This window comes from Nostoc sp. JL31, assembly GCF_017114965.1.
Taxonomy (GTDB): Bacteria; Cyanobacteriota; Cyanobacteriia; order Cyanobacteriales; family Nostocaceae; genus Nostoc; species Nostoc punctiforme_A.
Genome location: NZ_JABXKO010000112.1, coordinates 92,502 through 117,421 on the forward strand (window position 1 = coordinate 92,502; position 24,920 = coordinate 117,421).

Sequence of the window (24,920 nt, forward strand, 5' to 3'; positions counted from 1 at the left end):
ATAATCTATTACTCTTGGTAGATGAATAAATTATTACTCTATCTAAAGATGTATTGTTATTTAAATATAAACAAGTAAAGAATAGTTGAGATACTCTTGAGCGAGAAAGGTTCTATAAGTCAGTACTAATTTATAATTTTGTATATTATTATACTTAAAAAGCCAGCGCTCACCTTAAAACTATTTAATAATCTTTTAAAAGATCGCTGATGGAATCGTTTGTTTTCAATAGCGATCGCAGGACAAAGATACTAAAGAAGCCCTTATCCTGCAAAGTTTCTTTTGCTTAAGCGTGGTGAGGTGGCAATTGCTTCTTCACTCATCCACGCTTAAGCAGCAACTAATCTAGCCCTCTATTTACGTACTAGGTTCAGCAGTTCTTTAGGAGAAGCCAACAAGTCAATCGCTACAAAGAAGATTTTGCCTTGGGGATCTAGCAAAAAGCGCCATGCAATATTCATGCCCACACTAGCACCGAACCAAGGGGTTTGGACTTTGCCTGTAACTTTAACTTGGGTATAGCCATCTTCCACAGGCTCAGATACGCCGCGCTCTGGGAGCATCTTCAGCCCCTGGCATTCTTCACGCATATAAGCGCGGATTGCGTCTTGACCAACAATTGGTCTTTCAAAGGGAGGTTGCAAAGCACCTTCGGAACGAAACAGAGAAACCGCAGCATCAAAGTCATTGGCATTCATGTTGTTGATATAGCCAAGTACTGTAGAATTGTTGACGCCCTCGATGGTGACTTTAGTCCGAAATGCTGGTGCAGTGGGAGGAGCTACCGGCTCTGAGACTTTTTTGTAACTGCCAGGAGCATTCGGATCAAATCCCATGCTAATTACGGTATTCCGTAGGATGGTAATTTGTTGGCCTGAATCTGCATTGCGAATAGCTTGTAACACATCGGCAGCTTTAGAAGAAAGCTTGTAACCTGGTGGGATGGGAGCAACGATTCCCTGAGCCATCCATTCTCCTAACTGATACCAAAAGCCCAACTTGATATTTACGGTGAAGGATGCATAAGAACGGCACAGAGGAGTGTCAGCACGGTTAGCCAAATCGTACATGACTTGCGTTTGAGCCTCAAAAGGCATTTGCTTAATTTGTTCGAGTAAGCCTTGTGCAAGGATCATGTTGGCTGCCCCAGGAGCAGCAACTGTAATACTTCTACCCATCTCGGTATAAGCAAACCAAAGTAATGCTAGTTGATCTTCAGCATTGAGCTTAGAGAATGATTCGACGACGGTTGGAACAACGTCAGCAACTAGGGTGCCGGGAAAAATACTTTGAGCCGACTGGATGGTAAAAGACATAGCAGAAATTCCAAAAAGAAAATTACAGTTCTACCGAATGTGAAAAATCAAATGTGCAAAGACCGAGGATAAATGCGTTTTAGTGTTAATAAAGGCACTCAGTAGTTTTGACATCACTAGACAGCCTGTTGTAGACATAGCTCTAATAAAGGCATAGTGATGCTGTTGCCGTTGAGTTTAGATACTTGGCAAAGCACATTGCAGGCTCAACTGCATAGTTATTTAAAAAGCCTTGATTAACGGTGCTTTAACGCATTGATCTGTTTTTGTATCTTTATGTAAAGAAACATAACAAGTCTGTTACAAATAAGCAATACTTTCTCAGTTATATATTGATAACTTCTGCTTATAAAAGCAATAAGTTTTTATTATGTCTTATTTAATGCAATTGGTACTTTTGTATGCATTCCCTTCCAAGAATCGCGTCTCTTGCCTTAAGCAAACAGTATTGAGCCGACTGTAGACACGCCTAGTTCTCGTACAAATCCAAAATACCCTACTCACTTGGTACGGTTATTACTACTTTTATTTCTATGTCAAGTAGTTGCATAAAATATTTACAATAGTTAATATTCGTTTACGGAGAGCAAAAACAAAGAGTAAAAATGGCAAGTAAAGGCTTTACCATTAACGAACGCGGTCAACTCAACAAAATTGCGATTGAACCCAGAGTTTATGTTGATGAAACTCCACAGATAGGATTCACCAAATATGCCGAAAAACTCAATGGGCGTTTGGCAATGATTGCTTTTGTTTCACTCCTAGCTGTAGAAGTTATTACCGGACATGGTTTGATTGGATGGCTAACCAGCCTTTAAATAAGACACTTTGAGATTTTTTAATTTTATTCACTTGACGAATAAAGCAATTTAGAGGCAAACTTACTTATGAAAACTGATTTTGATTATCCCAAAAAGGATTTAATTGGAACCGTTGTTTTTAGACCTGATTTCAACAACTTTGAGACTATCAATGCAAATCAAGCCTGGTCACTGTTTTTTACTGTCGGTCAAGACGACAAAGGGCTGGGAGAAGAAATTGAGTTCGGCAGATTTTTCACTAACCTTTTAATTGCGCTTGGAGTAACTGGAATTATTTGGGCGATTTACTTTAGCCAATTAGGATGAGTAAGTTTGTTCATTTCTAGTGTGTAGTAACTTCAACAGAGGTCTTGGATTTGGATACCAGGACTTCTTTTAAATTTTCAATAAGTTTAAAAAACTCTGTTTAGCTTTGGAAAAAGTCTGATGTTGATTGGATTTATAAAGCTTCCCAATTTGTCACGGTATTGTGGATACGTGGGCTTAGAAGTAGCACAAATTGTTTCCAAACATCTTGCGGTTCAAAGTAAAACCTATGTAATTCAAAATAGAAGGGTATTGGTACATCAACTTTTAAAGTCTGGTCTAGATGCTCATACCGCAGATCGAACTGTTACTGTACTTATATCAAGCCCATTTTTACAATTAAGCAACAAAAACCAGTGTGCAATTAATTGTATACGAAAGTAACTATACAAACAGTCAGTAAAAGGGAATAGGGTACAGGTTAGAGGTTACAGAGAATAATCTATCTGTACCCTCTAACCTGTACCCTATTCCCTTCTTCAGTCCCCAGTTCAACGCAAACAACGAATCGCCTCTAGTAGACCTCTAGCTTTATTCAGCGTCTCTTCGTATTCTTTCTCTGGCTCAGAATCAGCTACCAAACCTGCACCGGCTTGTACGCTTACAGTCTTATCATGCACTACCATTGTGCGAATTGCGATCGCAGTATTTAATTGTCCTTCAAAATCGTAATACCCATACACACCGGAATAAACACCCCGACGACTAGACTCTAACTCGTGGATAATTTCCATCGCCCTAATCTTGGGTGCGCCACTTACCGTACCTGCTGGGAAGGAAGCTTTCAGTAAATCCCATGCTGTTTTACCAACTGCTAATTTACCCACAACATTGCTGACAATGTGCATTACATGGGAGTAGCGTTCAACCACCATTAATTCATCGACTTTGACGCTACCACTTTGACAAACACGCCCCAAATCATTCCGCCCTAAATCCACAAGCATCACGTGTTCGGCAATTTCCTTGGGGTCTTGGAGTAAATCTTCAGCGAAGGCTGCATCTTCCTGAGTAGTTTTACCTCGTGGACGCGTCCCAGCGATTGGGCGTACCGTTGCTATCACTCCACCATCAGAATCGGTTTCGGCTTTCACCATCACTTCAGGACTGGAACCGATAATTTGCCAATCTTGGAAGTTAAAGTAAGCCATGTAAGGCGAAGGATTTATCTGACGTAGCGACCGGTAAAGGGCAAAAGGGTCGCCTGTGTATGTTGTTGATAGTCGCTGAGAAATTACTACTTGAAAAATATCACCTGCTTTAATGTAATCTTTCGCCTTTTCAACACTGGCACAAAAATCAGGGCGAGTAAAATTACTCTTATACTCCTCTGCGGCTATGCTCCCCTGCTCCCCTGCTCCCCTGCTCCCTGGCGGATTCCATTTCAATCGAGTTTTTTCCGGCGATAGGGGTAGAGATAGCTTTTCGAGCATTTGGGTGACGCGATCGCTAGCTTGTTGATATGCTGCTTTGAAATCTACATTCGGCTCACGTAAATCAGCATAAGCAACCGCCCAAATTTTTCGCTTCACCTGGTCAAAAATCAATAGGTGGTCTACCTGCATCCACAACCCATCAGGGATATTTCGCTCATCTGGTGAATAAATGGGCACACGCGGCTCAATCCACTTAATCAACTCATAGCCCCAAAACCCAAACAAACCGCCAATTCCTGGTGGTAGCTGTGGTAATTTCACTGGGTGATAAGGTGCCAAACATTCAGCTAAAGCTGTAAAAGGGTCGCCAGCAAAAACCACCTGCGAACCATCACGGTTTTTCTGAGTCGTGCGATCGCCCCTTGCTTCCAAAACCCACAGCGGATCGCAGCCCACTAAACTATAGCGTCCCAGTTTTTCCCCACCTTCTATCGATTCCAACAAAAAGCTATAAGGCTGACCTGCACAGACTTTATACCAAGCGGATACAGGCGTATCTAAATCTGCCACCCATTCTTGATATACCGGGACGAAGTTGCCTTGTAGAGCTAGTTGAGAAAATTCGCACAAATCGGGGAATACCATAAATTGCTTAGAGATGGAGCATGGGGAATGGGGCATGGGGCATTGAAAAGAGGCAGAGGGGCGGGGTGCAGGGGGCAGAGGGGAAAACTTTTCTCCCTTGCTCCCTGCTAAGAGCTCCCTTGCTTCTTCCCCAGTCCCCAGTCTTAGTCCCTATTCATCATAGGTAGTTTTACCACTAAACTTGATCTGTGATGGGCTGGGATTTTGCCCAATCCTGCGTGGGAGAAAACGCACTTTATCACGACCTTCATTTACTTTTTCGGGGAAGACACCATCAGCTGGGTGAAGTAAAGTAGTTTCTCCGTTGGGTAAAATCCGGTAAACTTTGTAATCTGTGATTTTGAGTTTACGAAGTTGCTGACCGCCCAAAAAGATGCCATATTCTTTACGAGCTATATACAGCAGGTTTTCACCTTTGCGCATAATAGCAGCACCACCTGTAGGCAATTCAAAAACTTGCTCTTTCGGGCTAGTCCAAGTGATCGCGTACTTTTCTTCTACTGCTGCTTTTGTAAGCAAGCCACCAGTGCTGCCAGCAAATAGCGGGGTTTGTCCAGAGAGTGTTTCTGCCATAAAGTCTGTTCTCTCAACGTTTTTAGGGAATCCTAACATCGCAACCAGGATCATATTGCGATCGCGTCATAGACTGTAACAGTTTTTAGTCATTTGTCCTTGGTTCTTTGTCATTTGTTAAAAATTAATGCCCCATGCCCTTCAGGAGTGCTGTTAGCGGTAGCGGGGCGTTTAGCCCGTGCTGAGTTAGGAGTTATTATTTCTCCTCTGCTCCCCTGCCCCTCTGCCTCTTTTCAATGCCCCATGCCCAATGCCTATTTACTCTTGACTTTTGTCCGCTTTTCCTCTTGGCTATTCTGAACAATCGGGATGGTGAAGTGAAACTGGCTACCCTGGTCTTTACCAGTTGACTCTGCCCAAATTTGCCCACCCCAGCCATTAACAATTTGACGGCAAATTGCTAAACCAAGTCCAGTCCCGCCAGTGGTGCGGCGCAGCGCTCCTTCTTCTTGATAGAAGCGGTCAAAAACTACTTCTAAACGATTTGGTTCAATGCCGCGTCCAGTGTCAGCTACAGTCACCTCGACCATTTGACGGCTGTTGTAAATCGCTTTAATCGTGATTTCTCCTTGGGGCGGCGTAAATTTCAAAGCATTGTCCATGAGTTTTGCCAGTACCTCGACTAGCCAATCACCGTCAGCTCTTACCAGAGGTAGGTTTTCGGCAATTTGAGTCTTTATTTGGGGCGGCTTTTCCATTGAGGAACGCGTGCGATTTCGACTGAGTGCTAAATCCACACATTCTTGTAAGGTGAGGGATTCTGGATGCCATTCCACCCGGCCGCTTTCCAAGTTGGAAAGTGTAAGAAAATCTTGTACCAGTTTTCGCATCCGCTCTGAGTCGGAAAGAGCGGTGTTGAGCATCACCTGTTGCAACTCCAAAGGCATATCCGGCTCGGTAGCGAGACTTTCTAGGCACACTTGAATTGTGGATAGGGGAGTACGTAGTTCGTGTCCGGTGATGGCTATGAGGTTGCTGCGGGTGCGGTCTAGGGCTTCTAGCTGCTGGTTAAGTTCTTCTAGGTTAGCGTAAGCTTCCGCTTGGATGAGAGCTGCTCCTACTTGGGTAGCGATCGCTTCTACCAAATCCAATTCTCCAGGTTGGCACTCGTGGGGTGGCATCCGGCAGTAATGTAACTCCACAATCCCCAATAATCGCCCCTGATAGAATACTGGTTCCATCAGCCAAGAACGAATGGCAAACTTTTTGGCGATCGTGGAAAGTCCTGGCGACTTGGTAACACGGGGGTCACTCAGCGTATCGCTCACACAAACACCTTCGCCTTGTTCCACGATGTCCCGAAATAGGGAATTGTTCTCTAACTCCCAGGTTTGACCGCAAACAGATAAAACACCGGGATTCAAAAACTCGTGTTCAATTATGGCTTGGCTATCTGTAGCTTGAGCGCGGTAAATTAAACAGCGACAAGCTTCTAGGTGTTGCCCTAATTCCTGTGCCGCCACTTGGAGAACTTCGTGAGGATCTAGCGATCGCCGAATGGCAGTACTAATTGAGTTGACTAATCGTTCTTTTCGTGCCTGGGCAGCAATAGAACGGTAAGCTTTGTGCAATTTGTACTGACTAGCTTGCAAATAAGTTACTAAGCGCTGCACAAAGGGATCTGTATCAATATCACAGGCATACTCGTTTACCTGTTCGGCTCCAGAATAGTTTCGCGGCTCCCCAATGCCAAACCTCTGACGTGCCTCTTGAATTTTATTTGTCAGTTCTGGTCTGTAAACCAAAACCCTATCTAACAGTAATTCGGCTGCTTTGAGGCTAGCTCCTCTTTCCGATGTCCAAATTCCCTCAAATCTTCGAGCTGTGTCTATATCCAGATTAGGGCTTAGTTCCGGTAGTTGGGTGTTTTTGGCAAGAGAACCAAGGTTTTCTCGGCAAACCAGACAAGTAGCATAATTGTCAGCAATCACTACCAAATGCCACTCCTGACTTAAGCCATCCGTTGGCTCAAAAGCCACTTTTTCGTAGTGTTCCGAACTGTTGGTGAAATCCGTTTCTGGAGCAGATAATACGTATATTTGATTACTTCGCAAAGCAAGTCGCTGGTAGCGATGAGCTTCTTGGCGGTAGAATCGCTCTCGCTGGAAACTAGCAATTACAAGGGGTTTAGCTAAAGTCGCAGCCAAAACTTGATCTTCCATCGCGTGGGAGAGCGCCGTTAGTGAAGCCTTAAAATATAGCTGGGGCCGCAAGTAGGGTAAGGACTTTAGCAGATCACTCAGCACAGAAGTCGAAATGCTCATGAATTATTGTTAAACGCTCAACCTCGATCAGATCCACGTCACAGCTGCATTGTACAAATTCCAAGGGACTCTCAAGTTAAATAGACAGCTGCAATATGTAAAGAACGCTAAAAAGCGCTTTTCGCCAAAGCAGTCGCAACACTTTGTTACTAACTAAGGGGCGTGGGTACACTTGATTTGTTGATTGACAACCTATTACGCCCAATATACATACATTCTCGACAACTGATGCTTTTGCTTGCAAAGGTAAAATCTTTCAGGAGTAAGTACTAAAACATTTATCATTGTATGGTTTTAACTACTGTGTTCGCTAATAACCACGGATGATCGATTTACAGTCTATACGTCGGTAAAATAGCCTGTCGTAGACATCGCTACTTTGCCGACCTTGATTTCTGCTCGCTAAATAAATTTTCTTAGCCAAAAATCGTGACTGCGATATTTACATAACTTAATCTATAATTAGTTATTAAACTTAATCAATTAATTATCATAAATTAGTCTAATCAAATATCAAAGATTATTTAAAACAAAATCGTATACTAAATAAATTTTATCTATGTTCAACAAATAACTGTGCAGTTTCAAGTTTTTGCTGAGTATACTATATATCTTGTGTCTTTGAAAGTTCAACGACTAATAAATTATCTCAAATATCTCAAAATCTTCAGTTTTCACTCTTGACCTCACACTTATAAAATATAAATTTATCAAAGAAAGACAGTTCTTGCTGTTCACGCAGCGTGTCGTAGACAGGGCAGTCTTACCTGTCGCCTGCCGCGGCTCGATTGAGCGCTCGCTGAACGTCCTTCTGCATCCTTCAACAAGATTTGTTTATATAGATATAAGCGCTGCTATTTTGTCAGCAATATATCAGGATTATTTTGGTTAGAATAGCTCAAACGAGTTTTAAAGAGCGTCTTTTTTTCGGAAATTGTGAGGATGAACAAAAAGCAAAGAGATGGGGTTAAAAGGAAAACCCCATACTTACAGCGATTTTCAGATATTTAGACTACGACTGAGACGGGGAGTATGGAGTGGGGAGCTTAGTGTATCAATTACTTGAAAGCACTGTAAAAGCAGCGCCAGATAACTGACCTGAATCCGCATCTTGTGTCTCTCTAGGATACGCTGTTCTTTGTTTGCACTACGTGTCTCGACACAAATCTTTCTTTTTTCGATCTGAATAAATTTAGTTGCTCTGTCTCAAAGCAAAAGGGTATTTCTTCTTTCTCTCTGCCTCTTGGGTAAGAGATTTCTACTCAAAAGACCACACAAATATAGACCTGTACACGGAACTTTGGCTAATGACACCGGATACGCTAATGACCCCAGAAAAAATTTTTCTGGATGGAAAAACTTTTATTCCTGCTGAACAATTACCGATCCCGGAGTGGCCTTGTGTTGTGGCAGAAAGATCGCAACCGACACTAACGGTTAAAGATGATGATTTATTTTTTGTGACAGATACTATCGGGAATATTTCTGGCTGTTCCCTCAACGAAGGCAATCCCAGTATGGGACTGTTTTGTTGTGATACGAGATTTCTCAATCGCTTGGAGTTACAAATTGAAGGGCGATCGCCTGTACTCCTCAGTAGTACTGCTGAGAAAGGCTTTTCACTCTCAGTTTTGTGTACTACCCCCAGAATCGACGAACGTCTAAAAGCCGAGACTATCGGAATTCGCCGAGAAATCGTGCTGAATGGGGCACTATTTGAAGAAATAGAAGTATCTAACTACAGCACAACTACTGTCAATTTTGAACTAACCATCAGCTTTGATGCGGATTTTGTTGATTTATTTGAAGTCCGGGGCTATGACAGAGAAAAACGAGGTCGGCTTTTACGCCTAGTAGAACCGACGACTGAGGAAGGAACATTTTCTCACGTCGATGGTGTTGCACCAGTATCTAAAGAGCCATCTACCTCTAGAGAAGAATCCTTAACACTTGCCTATCAAGGTCTGGATGGCTCAGTAATGGAATCCCGGATTTTATTCCAGCATCGGCAACCAGACTCTTTCAAGGGTTACACTGCGGTTTGGCAGCTAGAGTTGGCTTCTCACGAAACTCAAAAGCTGGGCTACCGAGTGAATATGTTGAGAAACAACCAGTCCAGCTCAACCGTGAGCGCCGCCACGACATTAGGACAAGCGAAAGCTGCTGAGTGGATGGAGGAGCAAAACTGGGTACAACAAATTACCCGCATTAGCTCAGATAAGAGTACCTTCAATCGAGTGATTGAGCGGGCTGAACAAGATATGTATTTGTTGCGCCAGTCTTTTGGTAAGCATAAGACTGTTTCCGCTGGAGTACCTTGGTTTTCGACATTATTTGGGCGAGATTCGTTGATTACAGCTTCTCAAAGCCTGATGTTAAACTCACAAATCGCTAAGGAAACTTTGATATTACTTGCGACATACCAAGGCAAGATTGATGACGAATGGCGCGAAGAAGAACCGGGTAAGATTTTGCACGAGTTACGTTTGGGAGAAATGGCTCGTTGTCAAGAAATTCCCCATACACCTTACTACGGTACTGTTGATGCCACTCCCTTGTGGTTGCTGCTCTATGCCGAACATTACGCTTGGACTCACGATGGAGAACTCCTAGAGCAACTTTGGCCCAATGCTCTAGCGGCAATGGAGTGGATCGATCGCAATACCAAAGAAACCACTTACCTCAGTTACTTCCGTACATCGAAACGCGGTCTTGCTAACCAAGGTTGGAAAGATTCTGGCGACTGTATTGTAGACCGTAAGGGAGAATTAGCCAACGGCCCAATTGCCCTCTGTGAGGTACAAGCTTACGTCTATGCTGCAAAAATGCGTCTAGCAGAAATAGCTAGGATGAAGAAGCGGCTTGATTTGGCAGATCGTTGGCAAGAAGAAGCCAGAAATCTTAAGGTTCGGTTTAATCGAGATTTTTGGGTGGAAGACCAAGATTTCTGCGCCCTGGCTTTGGATGGAGAAGGTAAGCCAGTAGACAGTATTACCTCAAATCCTGGTCATTGTCTGCATTTGGGACTCTTCACAGACGAAAAAGCTCATAGTGTAGCAGAACGGTTGCGGGCACCAGATATGTTTAATGGTTGGGGCATTCGGACTCTAAGTAGTTTGTCACCCGCTTATAATCCGATGGGTTATCACATTGGTTCGGTTTGGCCCCATGATAATGCTCTGATTGCAATGGGATTGCGATCGCTCGGTCTTATCGATCAAGCCCTGGAAATATTCCAAGGTTTATTCGATATGACTCAGCAACAACCCTATCAACGTCCTCCAGAACTTTTCTGCGGCTACGAACGGAATGGTGATAATGCTCCTGTGCAGTATCCAGTTGCCTGCACTCCCCAAGCTTGGGCGACGGGTAGCATCTTCCAACTCCTACAAATGATGGTCAACTTGGTGCCTGATGCTCAAAATAACTGCTTGCGAATAATCGACCCCGCTTTGCCAGAATCGATTAATCGTCTGTCATTTCATAATTTGCGAGTCGGCCCCACCATCCTCGATTTGGAATTCGAGCGTTCTGGGACTACGACTGCTTGTCGCGTTGCGAAAAAACGGGGCAATTTGCGGGTAGTTATTGAAGCTTAGAAAGGGAGTAGGGAGTAAGGAATTAATTTACTACTCCCTATTTTATGATTGGTGCGTAGGCGTAGCCCGTTGTAGACATCGCTTGCTGGCATAATCTCAAAATTGAGCCGCCGTAGATAACTTTTGCATCAACTCCAGGGTTTCCTTCAGTCCGTTGCAACTGAATTGTTAACCTGCGGCATTAGTCTTGCATTTCCCACATGAAATCAACCCCGGAAAAATAACCGAGGTAGAGAAGCATACCTCTGGTTTCTTCAGCAGCTATTCTGTAGTACTCTGAAATACACTGAAATATATACCAATATTCATCTACTTGCTCATCCCATAATGTTCTGTAAACATCTGGATTCAGCACACAAGCTTCTTCATATCTCTTAGCAAACTCTTTTTCTGAAATTTGAAGCAGCGCTTCGGAGATTTGCTGAGTTTCTGAGGGAACAAGATATTTTACAGGGCCGAAATCTTTGAAACTACCTTTAGTTCCTTCAATTGAGGTTCTGCCCATCACCGCATTGATTAGCAATCGGTTGTTTTCCTCCTTTCGGGCAACAATAAAAGGTATCTGACATTCTTCCCACGAAGATATGTCCTCAGTTAGCAAGTAGTGAATTGCGTGCCAATATGAATCAATATCTAGTCTTCCAATTCTCCATTGCTCCTCAGCAATAAGAGCGTTTAGGTTATGATTAATTCCTTTTTTTTTAAGTAGGTAGGTAGATGTTGAACTGCTCCGGTTTCTAGGGCTTCTTTTGCATGAAGATACAAGTTCAACACATACAAATCTTGTTTCCCTATCTCTAAAATAGATGCGGATATTTGTTTGAAATTTCCCTCTATTCCCATACCTTATCTGTACCAGTGTATTTTGTATATCTGCTCAAATGAGATGTTATACAGTTATAATTCAGACCTACATCTTGATGTGTACCAGAATATTGCCTTGTTTAACTGCTGATTGCGACCACATAGTCTAGGCAAGATGTATTTACGTTGTCAATACGCTTTCTTTTAAAAGTTTACAATTACAATTCAGGGCTGAATCTTGATGCGTGCCAGAACCTTGCAATGCTCACCTGTTTTTTGTCTTCCTCAACCCGATAAATAATGCGATACGGCTTTAGGATTAACTGGCGAATGTTAGGTTCATCAAATTCCGAAACCTTTTGACCCTTAAATGGAAATTGGCTTAGTTCTTTAGTTTTTACTAATAACCGCTTACCAAGCTTTCTGGCAGCTTCAGGATTATCTTGAGCAATGTACCGAATGAGAGTCTCTAAATCTCCAACTGCTTTTGGCGAGAGAATTACTTGGTAGTCAATGTATCCATTATTTGCTCAACCTGCTCAATTGGAATCCCCTGCCCTTGTTCAATCTGATCAAACCCTTCCCGTATAGCTTCAATAAACTCAATTTTCTGAACAATTTCTCTTAGGGTTACATCCTGGGGTAAATGTTTTACCAACTCAATAACGGCTTCTTTGTCACTCATAGCAACTTAAACCTGCGCCAAGTGGACAACACAATGTTAACTTACCAGCCTACCGACGCGATCGCCCCAAATTTAAGCATGGTAATAAATTTATACTAAAAAAAATTAAGGATGTAAAAACAACAATCATTTACATCCAAACTCCTAACTGTTAACTCCTAACTTTTTTACGCTTCTTCGGAATTTTCTCTTTTATGTCCTGGGGATGCTTCGTAAAGTGCATCAAGATGTTGACGCGCATCTTCAACGTTAATTGAACGCATTACCAAAAGTGGCTCTTTAATTAAGTTTCCAGCGCTATCTAATAACTCTGGATGGGGTACAAACTGTTTCTTTGACGAATAATAACCATAGTTACCTTGATTATTCATTGGCGAGGAATTCGTCGGGTAAGTTCGTTCCCGATCAAAACTGAACATAATCAGGTTACGAATTAAGTTGCCAACAGCTATAAATGCAAGGATTGTAAAAGCAAGAATGTAAAGCAGATGTAACATTGGATTTTCCTCCAGGACAGGAATTTTTTAAACTTTATTTTGTAACGCTTTGTTTCGCCGATACTGTGACTCACAGTTAAGACGAGTATTCTACGCACTCTTCATGCGCTTACATTTATATGGAGCTATTTGTCAACCGTTATTCCACTTACGGTAGCATAGGATACATTATTTTGTTAATCCAGATAATGTTAAGAAATTCTTAAGAATTTTTTACTATCTCTTTAACGATTGATTTGCCATCTTGCGTAGACGCTTCCTTGGCTAGTCTTGAGACATCGCTAAGTAGTCTGCTGAAATTTAGCGCTTAGACTTCACGTCCTTGACGAAAGCGCATTGCGACATTCCAGCATTCTGTTACTAATTCATGCCAAGGCATTAACGTTGCCATATCAATTCCGACTTGTTTATCAGTTGCATTGAATAGCATCTTTGCCGTATTTAGTTCATCTTGCGCTTGCTTGACCCGCAAGAGCAAGTCAGATTGCTCTTGGTGACTCATAAATGATAGTTCCTCAGTTTCGAGTAAATGGCGCGATCGCGTAAACCAATGCTGAAAATCTTCTAGCAGCGGATCTAAAACCGTTTTGAACAACTCAGTCCCTGGTAAATTTGAGTCTGGCATAAATGAAGGGGATATTTCAAACTTGCTTACTAATATTAACGTTATTTACGTTTCTTAACATTTATCTGATTTTTCTCATAATTCCCAGATGTAAAAATTTGTAACAAAGGGCACAAAATTTATTATATAGTCTTGATATCTGGTTTGTACAGTGCCTTTGGACAGGCATCTATAGGTATATATGACATCGAGTGGCAATTCATAAGATAATTTAGCGATCGCGGATGATCCTGAATTCGAGACTCAGGTAACAAATCAAAAATTTATCTTTATCTTTGGGTTGAAGAAGAATTCAGGAGTCAAAATTCAGGACTGAGAATCAAATCGCTACGCGGAGTCATTACTCATTAGTCCAAGAGAAAGCACGCCCACTCTGTAACATAGTTTGAATTACTCCAATGAAAGAAAAAATTTTTCTACCCACCGTCAAAGCAAGTTTCCAGTGAACTTTGTTGAACTACTTATGGGATTGCAAGGGATAGGGTATGCACCAATGACCAATGACAAATGACAAATGACTACTTAACCAAAGTCGTTATAGTTGAATAAGCCTACAGATTCAGATAAATCAACTTTTGTAATCACTTCGCCAACGGTTCAGCAGCCAATGTCGCCAAATTCATCAAATCAGTCACAACAGTCAGAACAAGTTGAAAAAATTTATTTACCGCGTACCAGCGAATCGGAGAACTTAAAAAAGATTCGCCACACTGCTTCCCATGTAATGGCAATGGCAGTACAAAAGCTGTTTCCCAAGGCACAAGTTACAATCGGCCCTTGGATAGAAAACGGTTTTTACTATGACTTCGACAGTCCAGAACCATTTAGCGAAAACGATCTCAAAACCATCAAAAAAGAGATGGCGAAGATTATCAATCGCAAACTGGCAGTAATTCGGGAAGAAGTCAGCCGTGAAGAAGCCGAACGCCGGATTCAGGAAATTAAGGAACCTTACAAGCTAGAAATTCTGGCAGATATCAAAAACGAACCAATCACAATTTACCACCTGGGGAATGAATGGTGGGATTTGTGTGCGGGGCCTCATCTGGAAAATACCAGTGAATTAAACCCGAAAGCAATTGAACTAGAAAGCGTTGCTGGCGCTTATTGGCGTGGGGATGAAACTAAAGCCCAATTACAACGCATCTATGCCACCGCCTGGGAAAGCCCAGAACAACTCGCTGAATATAAGCGACGCAAAGAAGAAGCGCTACGGCGAGATCACCGGAAACTAGGTAAGGAACTGGGATTATTTATATTCTCTGATTTAGTAGGGCCGGGTTTACCTTTGTGGACACCCAAAGGCACTCTGTTACGGAGTACTTTAGAAGACTTCCTCAAGCAAGAACAGATAAAACGGGGTTATTTATCTGTAGTCACACCTCACATTGCCAGAGTAGATTTATTTAAAACCTCTGGACATTGGCAGAAATATAAAGAAGATATGTTCCCCTTGATGGCAGACGATCAGGAATCGGCTGCACAGGAACAGGGCTTTGTTATGAAGCCAATGAATTGCCCTTTCCATATCCAAATATATAAGAGTGAGTTGCGCTCTTATCGGGAACTACCGATGCGCTTGGCGGAATTTGGTACTGTTTACCGTTATGAACAATCAGGCGAATTGGGCGGTTTAACACGGGTGCGCGGTTTTACTGTAGATGATTCTCACCTGTTCGTTACCCCAGAACAGCTAGATAGCGAATTCCTCAGTGTGGTGGATTTGATTTTGTCGGTGTTCAATAAGCTGCAACTGAAGAACTTTAAAGCTAGACTCAGTTTCCGCGATCCTGCTAGTGATAAGTACATCGGTTCTGATGAGGTTTGGGATAAAGCCGAAGGTGCGATTCGCCGGGCAGTTGAAACCTTGGGGATGGAACACTTTGAAGGGATTGGAGAAGCGGCTTTTTATGGGCCCAAACTTGACTTTATCTTTAGTGATGCCTTAGAACGGGAGTGGCAATTGGGAACTGTGCAGGTTGATTACAATTTGCCAGAACGCTTTGAGTTGGAATACGTCGCTGAAGATGGGGTTCGCAAACGTCCAGTGATGATTCACCGTGCGCCTTTTGGTTCGCTGGAAAGGTTGATTGGGATCTTAATTGAAGAATATGCAGGGGATTTCCCTTTGTGGTTAGCGCCAGTGCAAGCTAGATTACTGCCAGTGGGTGATACACAGCTAGACTTTGCGAAAGATGTGGTGGCGAAAATGAGAGCCTTGGGCATCCGTGCAGAAGTTGATACCAGTGGCGATCGCTTGGGTAAACAAATTCGCAATGCAGAGAAAGAAAAAATACCCGTGATGGCAGTGGTAGGAGCCAAGGAAGTGGAAACCAACACCTTGAGTATCCGTACCCGCGCCTCTGGGGAATTGGGAGTTATCGCTGTAGATGAGGTGGTGGATAAGATGAAGGATGCGATCGCTAAGTTCGAGAATTTCTAAAATCTAACCGCAGACGCACACTAATTATAATTGGTGTGCGTTTATTTTCGTAGATTGGAGCATTAGCTAGCTGGTAGGTTTTGGTAAGGGTGCGATCGCGTTCTACTTGCAGGCTGAAACCCTAAGTTTGTCATTGCCAAAGTTATGAGGTGAATTCACAAGTATTAAAGACTCGTTAACGGAGTTCAAAGGTGGATTTATCCAGTTCAAATACTCATGTTAATTTTAACTTTTCATGGGATTTGGAAGGTCAGAAAGTATCGCAGACAACAAAACTTTTCTCAATCACCGCACCCCAGAAAACTTTCTGATTTATTCAAGACTGTTAGGATTGATTTAAAGACTTGTGGAATCTGCTCTTCCTAAACAGACTGGACTTGCATAAATTAATGTCAATAATTTTTGACTAACATTATGAACCGCTTTACCTCTATTTTGCTGGCTGGTTTGATAGCATCTGCATCAGCTTTGGCTATTTCTCCAAAAGCTGATGCTAATACACCAGCATCTTATCTTGCTGAGTTAGATAGCCATAGTTATCAACGTAATGATGATGGTAACTATGAACTTCAGAGTCGTCACCATAGAAATGATGACTATGACCGTCAGAATGACCTGCGCAACATTCGTGACAATCGCCGTTATGACCGCGATAATAACCGTCGCTATGACCGCGACAATAATCGCCGCTATGACCGCGATAACAATCGCCGCTATGACCGCGACAATAACCGTCGTTATGAACGCGATAACAATCGTCGCTATGAACGCGATAATAACCTTCGCAACATTTATGACAATAACCGTCGTTATGAGCGCGATCGCGACTGGGGTCGTGGTTAATTCCTCCGCCCATTTATTAAGCTTAGCTCCAGGTGAATTGAGCATTGATTCTACTTGGCGATAAGACAAATACAATCTCTTTTTCCACTCATTCCAATATCTGACTTTTCACTTTTATCTAGAAAACCTCGCTTCCATTCCCTAGTAATGAAATTTGCTCATTGCTCAGGTTTAGCGTTAGCTTTTCTATATGACGTGAAAGGTCAGATTTTTATTACAAACGTTAGAGCAAATAGTTAAGCGATCGCAGTCTCAACCACTAAGTAATTAGATAAACAAAATTAATTACAAGCAGGAAAACCTATGCCGAGAAATTCACGATTAATTTTGCAACACCTCTTTATTACTGTCCAACGTTTCATTGATAGCCGTGATTAATAACTCATTTAGAGGAATTCCCGCTGCTTTTGCCATAGAGGAAATTACACTTTTGGGGGCAAAAGAACAATACAACCCAGCTTCTAAAAACCAAGGTTGCCCCTTTGGGTCGATGCGGAAGTCAAATAAACTGTAGTGACGACAACCCAAAGCCTGATGACACTTCTTAGCTACTTGCTGAACTTTTTGGGTAATCGGGTCGTTAGGGTCTACAATCCAAGACTTCATATTATCTTTAGAGGCGAAACGCAAGTTACCATCGTCCGTTTGTTGGAGTTTATCAGCATGGTTGCGGATGGGTTTGGAGTGGGGGTCTAACAGATATTCTTCAAGGGGTAAACCCACTAGTTCCCCGTCTTTGACAATGATGCCACATCTGACTTCTCGACCGAGTTCGATAAATTCTTCTACGATCGCCTCCGAAGCATATTCAAATGCTTGCTTCAAGGCAGCGTCATATTCAGTAACATCTTTAACTAAAGCCATCCCTAAAGAGTTATCGGAACTTACGGGTTTAACGATCGCTGGAGGTGTAATTGTCGGAACGTCTCCTTGGCGAAGCAGTTCTCCACGAGGCACTTTTACCCCTGCGGCTTCGACAATTGCTTTAGCTCTGCCTTTGTGCGCTGCGATCGCCATAATATCTGGAGTATTGCCTACATAAGGGATCTTCAGCAGGTCGAATAGGGCGCGATATTGAGTCATTCCAGGAATACAAAACATTTGTGGTAACACAAGGTCAATGTTTTGCGCTGTTAGAAACTCTATGGCTTCAAACACAGCCATCGGTTTGGTGTCAGCAATATCTTCCGGGCTAAGTGAGTGAGGAAATCGCCATTGGCGATCGGGTGTGATGTATGCAATTTGAAAGTCATAGTGCGATCGATCTGCCGTTGCCGCGAGACAGTCTTGGGCATAAAGGCGTGACAAATCACAGTAAAAATCATTGTGTGCAGACCCAACTAAATGAAGGATACGAAGTACTGGCATGATTCATCTTCCTATGTATTGTTAAAATTTATATAGCGGTTATTAGTTGAGTGGGCTATAAAAACCCCTCCCCGCAAGCGAGGCTACGGTGTACATACATGTTGGTAATGAAGCCCAAACCCTGGATTTACCCCCCTTAATCCCCCCGATGCATTGGGGGGAAAAAATCCAATCCGGTTCTCCCCCTTGCCAAGGGGGAGTTAGAGGGGGTCAAAAGGACTTGTGTGTACACCGTAGGCAAGCGACGAGGCGGCTATGATGTACTGAATTCTTCTTTAATTACAAATTATTTAATCGCCACCTAATTCCACCAGTTTGCCAATATTGAAGTCTATTTTTACCCATCCTTTGAGTTGTTGCAGATTCTTCAGCAAAAGTAAGGGAATCTGCCAATGATGCAAAGTCAAAAATGGTATAGGGTCATCAAGACTGTAAATAGCATCAGTGCCCCGCACTAGAGTATTAACCGATGTTTGCAATTGTTTCCAAGAACGAATACCAGTTAGTCGCCAGATTTCATGATATAGGAAGTAAGTCGGCTTGCTACTTGCTAGGGGTTCCAGAGGTGCAGTTAGGGGAGTTTTGCCAAGATAGGCATCTGCAACACCTGGGTGATTGTAAAACATTGTAATTGCCGAATGGGTACGGGGATTGCATTCAATAGCGTAAGCTGTACCGTCTTCAGCTTGAATAAAATCGAAAGAAACTTGCCCAGTCAATGCCAAACTCTTGACGAAGTGTTGCACCCATTCACGGATTTGGGGATTTTCGACGTTTTCGTAGTTGATTTGAAACGCAGAAGAGTTTGAACAGCAATGCAATCTTAATTCTCCATTCCGCACTGTACTATGTGTGCATAATTCCTTACCAGGGATAAACTCTTGCATAATCCAAGGTTTTTCTGCACTGATGGGTAAACTGTTGACAAAGGCTGCTGTCTCTTCTGGGGTGTCGCAGGGAAGTTTGGTTAAATTTAAGCGGCGAACGGAGTCGTAATCAATACTTTTAAGAATATATTTGCGGGTTTCTTGACTAAAATCGAAATTGATAACTTGTTGAGGATCGGTGATTTTAAACGATTTGGGGACAGATAAACCAAGCGATCGCGCCCGATCGGTGAAGGCAAATTTATCATCCAACATTTTGGTTATATCTGGATCAAAGTGGAAAACTTCGCAGTATTCTGATAGTAGAGGCTTTGCTAAAGAGTCATAATAGCTAGCTACAGGACTGCATACAGGTACATAAACGTCAACCTTTTCTCGCTTGACGATTTCCACTAGCGCCTGGATATAGCCTTCTGGATCTTCTTGTGGAGCCGGAACCGTATAAAAACGACTTACCGCTTTTGAGAATCTATGACCAGACAACCAGTATTTGTTACCTTCAATCAAAATAACTCTGTGTCCTGCGGCATGGAAGGAGCGAGCAAGTTGCAATGCTTTAGTCATCTTGGCTCCACTTACCAAGATAGTCTGAGGATGAGCAGCTACGACAGCTTTTTTCGTAAACGGCCAACTCACAATGCCCCACAGCAAAGATATCAATACTATCAAAGCATTGAACGGCAAGGCTATTAGTAATAATGTCAGAGTACCGAGAGTCTTGAATAGAGCTACTAGCTTTACCTTAATACCCGTTGATGACGTTGGAGATTGAGGCAGAGATAAAGAAATTGATTGTGCCATAAGTTTTTCCTTTGTGTTTATTGTAGAGACGTTGCAATACAACGCCTCTACAAACTTCGCTACACCACGCGTCTAATTAGGGTTACACCATCTCGGATGGGTAACAGAACTTGTTCTACACGAGGATCGGCAGCGACAATACGGTTGAACTGAGCGATCGCTTCACCGTTGGCGGTGCGTTGTTCGGGTGGTAGGTAAACTTGTCCCTGCAACAAAGTGTTATCCACACAGATTAAACCGTCGAGAGTCAGTAAGTTACTATCCAAAATGATCTGGAAATAATCTACATACTCTTTTTTATCGGCATCAATGAAGATTAGATCGAATACTTCATTTCTGGCAGCCAGCTTGTGGAGTGTCTCTAAAGCAGGTGCTACCTCGACAACAATTTTGTCACCGTGGGGAGACTCACTAAAGCAAGCTTGAGCAAATTCAGCAACATAAGGATCTACTTCGCAACCGATAAGTTGCCCATCACTTGGTAATGCTTCTGCCATTGCTAAGGCTGAATACCCTGTGAACATTCCTACTTCTAGAACGCGCTTTGCCTTGGTGAGATGAACAAACATTTTCAATGTCTGTCCTTCCAGATGTCCTGAGAGCATTTCCTGCTCTAGTTGGCGCACTGTTTCACCATCGCTGAAGCGTTTGCTCCAGTCTTCAATACTTGTTTTTTGCGCCAATGCTGTCAATGCGCTCGATTCCGGGGTGGTGTAATCATCCAAGTAGGGATCTAAACCCGCCGCTAATTGAACTCCCTGCCGCAAAGAATCTAATATCTCTACGGGAATGTTGTTCTCTTCTGCTAATTTGAGGGTTTGCTGTAGCTGGGCTACTAAGATACTGTGTGGCGTTATCGGTCTAGCTGTTTCTCGTCCTACAACACTGGTCATATTTTCACACCCCTACTAGCTTGGCTTCTTGACTTTCAATGTATGCGTCAACACCTTTTCCGCCACGAGGGTATTTAGCACAAAGACGTTTGTGTTCAGCTAGGGCAGCATCAAGTTCTTCACGAGTCAGATCGTTGGCAAAGAAGCACTCACCAATCGGACAAGGCATCGCTGCACGTAGCTTACCATCTCGTGTCAAGCTTATAGACTGGGTAGCATCCCAAAGCAAATCCCCATCTAGTAGAGGATGATCGAGTGATAAACCGATACGACTCATCAAGTCAAGGATGCGATCGCGTTCTTCTGTTGGAATGTAGCCACGTTGTGCTGCAATGGTTGCAGACAAAGCCATATCTATATTGACTGCATGACCATGATATAGGGGTATCTGAGGTGCTAATTCTAAGGTAGGACTCCAAGTGTGACCGTAAGCAATGACGCGATCGAGGTCTAGTTCATGCAAGTTAGGAGTTTCTAACTCCAACATGGTTTTGATTGCCTCGTAGTTGACTTTATGAGCAATCTCTTTAATTTCCGGTGTCGCATTTACGTGTCCAAAGTGAGTGGAAAGCAGTTCTTCGCCATATTCGTATAGCAGTTCAAAGACTTCAGAGTTAGAAACTACCGCAATTTTCACTAACTCTGCCATCCCATTACGAACTTGAGCCGTTGGCAAGGTTTTCAAGAATGAGAAATCCAGGATTACTTTCAAAGGTGCATGATATGCTCCCAAGCGATTTTTCAGCTTGCGATGATTAACTGCTACCTTAATCGCTACACCTGCATCGATCAAACCAATCAATGTGGTAGGAATGCGGATATAGTTGCTCTTGCGACGGTAAGAAGCGCAAGCAAACCCAGCCACATCAGTAACTAGACCACCACCGACGACTAAGACTGGTTCTTTACGAACTAAGCCAAAATCCGAAAAAGTATCAACAATTTTTTCAAACGTTGCCAGGGTTTTAGCTGGCTCTGTAATGATGATCGGAAATACTGTCAGTTCAATGTCATAGTGTCTAAAATATGACCTGATCCGATCGCCATAAAGTTCATGGACATTGGCATCAATTACAGTCAGACAGCGACCAAATTTTGCATAGCTATCTGCAATTTCTCTGTTTTCAATATCAAATGCACCGTTCACATAGACAAGACTAAAATCGATTTTTTCGTAACCTTGCACGTGAAACGCAGCTTCAGTAGCTTCAAATGATGCTTGAACCTTATTCATTGTGTTGCCCTTATTCCAATTATAAAGATTGTGAGATTTCGGTAATAATTGCGATTTACCCTAATGAATGTCAGCAAGCAACTATGCTTTTTACCCTTTCAGGTAAAAGACAGGACAAAGTTAGCTTTCAATCAAAAGCTAGCGCCTATTGCTGACTGGCAATGTTATGAAACAACACCATTCATTTGAGTAAATTCTGTAGATGGGTTAACCTTTAATTCGGCATAACCTCAAACAAGTCAATTAGCCCCACTAGCAATATATTGGCATAATACTTGCCTGCCTCTTCTGGGGATTATTGACTTTAATTTTGGGAAATTCATCTGAATTCAGATTGATTCCACTATATTTAAATATAGTGGCTTTCCAACTGTACGATTCCGTAAAAATTCTAATCGAGATAACTGATTATATAGTTGATCTCCAAGCTTCAATTTGAGATTAGAACCCTGATTAATCGTTAGTTGGCTGTTTATTAGCATTAGTCTCAAACCTTATATTACTAAAGTCGCTATATTTTCTTGGCTTCAGAATAACAGTGGAATTTTAGGAATTTTAACTGAAGTTTCCTGAATTTTTATTAACTCCAATATGTTTGTCTCTAACAACTTTGTGATCGTTAGACTTTGTAAAACTCATATCTTAGTAAACTACTCATATTGTTTATCACTGTCTATCTCCACGCTGACATTTGATATTACAGGCATGATTAATCCTCATCTCGCTGTTTTTTGCATTAGTCTCAAACCATAAAATGGCTCAAAACAAAGATGACTCACTGCATTCTATACAGGAAACCAGTATGATACCTCCTTTGTTAGTCATTTTAATGGTCAGTATTTAGCATACTTACCTCAGTAACTCCTGAAACTTCAGAATTTAAATATATCTGAGTTACTAGTAACAAAAATTTAACTTTTTTAAGGAACGGTTGTGTGTCTTAAAGGTTTCTAAGTTTGCCTAAATAGCTCACTTACTCCTAAATTAAGCCTTTTCACTTACCAAGCAGCAAATATATTACTAGTTGGTAACTGAAAAGTTCAACACAAATCATAACATTACAATAATATAAATCATAACATTTGTAAATATATTTAAGTCAATCCACCATACGAAGGGTACTGGATAACCAGATAGCTAAAAAAATATGTCTAAAGATAGATATTTTATACAACAAGATATTCTAAACAGAAGCTATATCTAAGAAACATCTGGTGAATTTAATTATGCGTTACGTTGCCCGAAATCCGTCCCTTTGTCGGTTCTAGATACACGTACATACAATGTTTCACTTTTGCGGGCATGATTCACGGCTAAAAGATCGCGATTTACCCAGATGAACTCAAAAGCACACTAATTCCCATAGATAGCAAAATATTGCTACGATATGCGATCGCAACTGGTGTAGTCTAAGAAATCATGGAAGACACGCTGTTTTTATATCATATCTGCGTTAAAATCTGACAACGTTACTGTTGTGCTAGATAGCAGTCAAAGGAGGAAATCTGTGAGTGCGATCGCTTAGTGACTTTACAATATAAAAAGTTGAGTATTTCTAACAGGCAAAATTTATTTAAAAAGTAATTTAAACAATCTTAATATTTATAAATTAAAAAAACAAACATATAATAATTGATGAAAATTTTAGCGTGATAAACTTATAAGTCTGCTTACGCGTTGTAGGCATATCCTTGTAAAATATGTAAACCAAGTACTAATTCCTAGTAGCTTAAACGTGTCTTCTATGGCAATATGGATGTCAGGAAATATATTGTCACAAACAATTGATAATCCAAAAAAGAAAATGGCAGATAACAAAATTAGAAATTCAGTTTTCTTCAGAATTGCTTTGAATTTAAGAAAAAACGTTGAAGCGATCGCAATGTATATTACGTAAAATACGCTTTCATTAATATGTAAATAATCAGGAAAAACACTATCATGAATTAAGAAAAAGTCATCAAAGAGCAACAAACAGGTTATTAGTCCAGAAAACAAAAAGAATGATGAATATTCTTTAGCTCTAATATCTTTCTTAAGTACCATGTAACTAAATAGACAGATTGATGCCGAAGAACACCAAAGCAATATACCAATATTTGAGAAAAGTCCCAGATAAAAAGGCATACTCATGATGGCAGATGGATCTCTTGTCAAATCTTCTGTAGGTACTTTAGCTTTTAATTGCAGGAATATTGAAATTAAAGAAAATGGAATGATTGTTATTAAAAATGTTAATAATAAAATTTTGATTTGATGAATATAGCTTGATTTTTGAAGAACTAAGTTTGTCATGGGTTTCTACGTTGATTATCTAGGACACTTCTTGCAGATTTTTAAGTGTTGTTGTTGGATAACTGAAATATCTGCTATGAAAGTATGATTTTTCTGCTCGTGTAAAGATTACTCGTAAGGACAAATGGGGCGTTTGACTGATAGGCATACATTTAGGCATCAGCCCAGATATTTACTAAACATATTTCAGTATTGGTTGGGCAGCAAAGAGTATTATTTTGAACTTAAGCGATAGTCTGGTTAAGAAGTTAAATGTAAAGCACTTGATTTACAAGGGTCTAGAATTAAGATAAGGTTAATAAAACAAAAGCAACAAGTTTAGATTATTTCATACAGCAAAAAAATATTCAAGTTATTTGTGTCTTAATTTTTTAAGTTTTGATGAAGCTTACTATCTTAAATGTGCATAATCTAGCTTAGTTATCGATGCTAAAGAGTTGCTCAAGCGTTATGCTGCTGGAGAGAGAGACTTTAGTGGGATTAATTTGGAAGAGGCTGACTTGTATTGAGCGTGCGATTCGTTACTTAGTGAATCTCGGTAATCAGTCCGTACATAACTAAGTCAGCCCGACAGCAGATTACTGTCACAAAAAGGCTGAACTCTCGGTCAGATGTAGGTGAAAGCCCTACCATTCAGACTCAGAA

At 41.5% G+C, this 24,920-nt stretch carries 19 protein-coding genes; 5 read left to right on the forward strand and 14 right to left on the reverse strand.

From position 1 onward, the window contains the following. Window positions 1-353 precede the first annotated feature (353 nt). Window positions 354-1,316 (reverse strand): orange carotenoid protein N-terminal domain-containing protein, encoded by a 963-nt coding sequence (locus HWQ43_RS28760; RefSeq protein WP_292739993.1) that lies wholly within the window; start codon window positions 1,314-1,316, stop codon window positions 354-356. Window positions 1,317-1,921: 605 nt separating this feature from the next. Between HWQ43_RS28760 and HWQ43_RS28765 the strand changes: the two genes are divergently transcribed. After that, entirely contained in the window at window positions 1,922-2,134 is a 213-nt protein-coding gene (locus HWQ43_RS28765; RefSeq protein ID WP_292739995.1) for a chlorophyll a/b-binding protein, read from the forward strand. Between the two features lie 69 nt (window positions 2,135-2,203). Further along, complete coding sequence (locus HWQ43_RS28770) at window positions 2,204-2,443, forward strand: hypothetical protein (RefSeq protein WP_292739997.1); 240 nt, start codon at window positions 2,204-2,206, stop codon at window positions 2,441-2,443. Between the two features lie 491 nt (window positions 2,444-2,934). Here the strand turns inward: HWQ43_RS28770 and trpE are convergent, their stop codons facing one another. The 3 genes from trpE to HWQ43_RS28785 form a co-directional block, all read right to left on the reverse strand. Beyond that, window positions 2,935-4,464, reverse strand: a complete 1,530-nt coding sequence (gene trpE, locus HWQ43_RS28775) for an anthranilate synthase component I (protein WP_292739999.1) — start codon at window positions 4,462-4,464, stop codon at window positions 2,935-2,937. 150 nt (window positions 4,465-4,614) lie between these two features. After that, window positions 4,615-5,037 (reverse strand): photosystem I reaction center subunit II PsaD, encoded by a 423-nt coding sequence (locus tag HWQ43_RS28780; RefSeq protein ID WP_292740001.1) that lies wholly within the window; start codon window positions 5,035-5,037, stop codon window positions 4,615-4,617. Between the two features lie 254 nt (window positions 5,038-5,291). After that, the gene (locus tag HWQ43_RS28785) at window positions 5,292-7,301 is read right to left on the reverse strand and encodes a DICT sensory domain-containing protein (RefSeq protein WP_292740003.1); all 2,010 of its coding nucleotides are present in this window, start codon (window positions 7,299-7,301) and stop codon (window positions 5,292-5,294) included. A 1,307-nt stretch (window positions 7,302-8,608) separates the two neighbouring features. Between HWQ43_RS28785 and HWQ43_RS28790 the strand changes: the two genes are divergently transcribed. Further along, window positions 8,609-10,900, forward strand: coding sequence for an amylo-alpha-1,6-glucosidase (locus tag HWQ43_RS28790; RefSeq protein ID WP_292740005.1), 2,292 nt, complete (start codon window positions 8,609-8,611; stop codon window positions 10,898-10,900). Between the two features lie 181 nt (window positions 10,901-11,081). Here the strand turns inward: HWQ43_RS28790 and HWQ43_RS28795 are convergent, their stop codons facing one another. The 5 genes from HWQ43_RS28795 to HWQ43_RS28815 form a co-directional block, all read right to left on the reverse strand. Beyond that, on the reverse strand, window positions 11,082-11,771 hold the full coding sequence (locus HWQ43_RS28795; RefSeq protein WP_366932926.1) for a DUF1877 family protein: 690 nt from the start codon (window positions 11,769-11,771) through the stop codon (window positions 11,082-11,084). A gap of 151 nt (window positions 11,772-11,922) precedes the next feature. Continuing rightward, window positions 11,923-12,219 (reverse strand): type II toxin-antitoxin system RelE/ParE family toxin, encoded by a 297-nt coding sequence (locus HWQ43_RS28800; protein ID WP_366932927.1) that lies wholly within the window; start codon window positions 12,217-12,219, stop codon window positions 11,923-11,925. Next, the gene (locus tag HWQ43_RS28805; protein ID WP_292740007.1) at window positions 12,204-12,389 is read right to left on the reverse strand and encodes a hypothetical protein; all 186 of its coding nucleotides are present in this window, start codon (window positions 12,387-12,389) and stop codon (window positions 12,204-12,206) included. Before HWQ43_RS28805 ends, HWQ43_RS28800 begins: the two co-directional genes overlap by 16 nt. 167 nt (window positions 12,390-12,556) lie before the next feature. Beyond that, window positions 12,557-12,886 carry a DUF2973 domain-containing protein gene (locus tag HWQ43_RS28810; protein WP_104905415.1) on the reverse strand — a complete coding sequence of 110 codons (330 nt, stop codon included), beginning with the start codon at window positions 12,884-12,886 and terminating at the stop codon, window positions 12,557-12,559. A 307-nt stretch (window positions 12,887-13,193) separates the two neighbouring features. Beyond that, window positions 13,194-13,511, reverse strand: a complete 318-nt coding sequence (locus tag HWQ43_RS28815; protein WP_292740009.1) for a DUF2605 domain-containing protein — start codon at window positions 13,509-13,511, stop codon at window positions 13,194-13,196. 607 nt (window positions 13,512-14,118) lie between these two features. Between HWQ43_RS28815 and thrS the strand changes: the two genes are divergently transcribed. After that, a complete protein-coding gene (gene thrS, locus HWQ43_RS28820) occupies window positions 14,119-15,954 on the forward strand; it encodes a threonine--tRNA ligase (protein ID WP_292740037.1) in 1,836 nt (611 codons plus the stop codon). Window positions 15,955-16,368: 414 nt separating this feature from the next. After that, complete coding sequence (locus HWQ43_RS28825; protein ID WP_292740011.1) at window positions 16,369-16,797, forward strand: hypothetical protein; 429 nt, start codon at window positions 16,369-16,371, stop codon at window positions 16,795-16,797. Window positions 16,798-17,118: 321 nt separating this feature from the next. Here the strand turns inward: HWQ43_RS28825 and HWQ43_RS28830 are convergent, their stop codons facing one another. From HWQ43_RS28830 to HWQ43_RS28850, 5 genes are all read right to left on the reverse strand, one after another. Further along, complete coding sequence (locus HWQ43_RS28830) at window positions 17,119-18,165, reverse strand: D-alanine--D-alanine ligase (protein WP_292740013.1); 1,047 nt, start codon at window positions 18,163-18,165, stop codon at window positions 17,119-17,121. 290 nt (window positions 18,166-18,455) lie between these two features. After that, window positions 18,456-19,853: an ATP-grasp domain-containing protein gene (locus HWQ43_RS28835; RefSeq protein ID WP_292740015.1), complete on the reverse strand. Its 1,398-nt coding sequence runs from the start codon at window positions 19,851-19,853 to the stop codon at window positions 18,456-18,458. A 59-nt stretch (window positions 19,854-19,912) separates the two neighbouring features. Then, the gene (locus HWQ43_RS28840) at window positions 19,913-20,746 is read right to left on the reverse strand and encodes a class I SAM-dependent methyltransferase (protein ID WP_292740017.1); all 834 of its coding nucleotides are present in this window, start codon (window positions 20,744-20,746) and stop codon (window positions 19,913-19,915) included. Window positions 20,747-20,750: 4 nt separating this feature from the next. Continuing rightward, window positions 20,751-21,980, reverse strand: a complete 1,230-nt coding sequence (locus HWQ43_RS28845; RefSeq protein WP_292740019.1) for a sedoheptulose 7-phosphate cyclase — start codon at window positions 21,978-21,980, stop codon at window positions 20,751-20,753. A 1,644-nt stretch (window positions 21,981-23,624) separates the two neighbouring features. Further along, a complete protein-coding gene (locus HWQ43_RS28850; RefSeq protein WP_292740021.1) occupies window positions 23,625-24,275 on the reverse strand; it encodes a hypothetical protein in 651 nt (216 codons plus the stop codon). Window positions 24,276-24,920 lie beyond the last annotated feature (645 nt).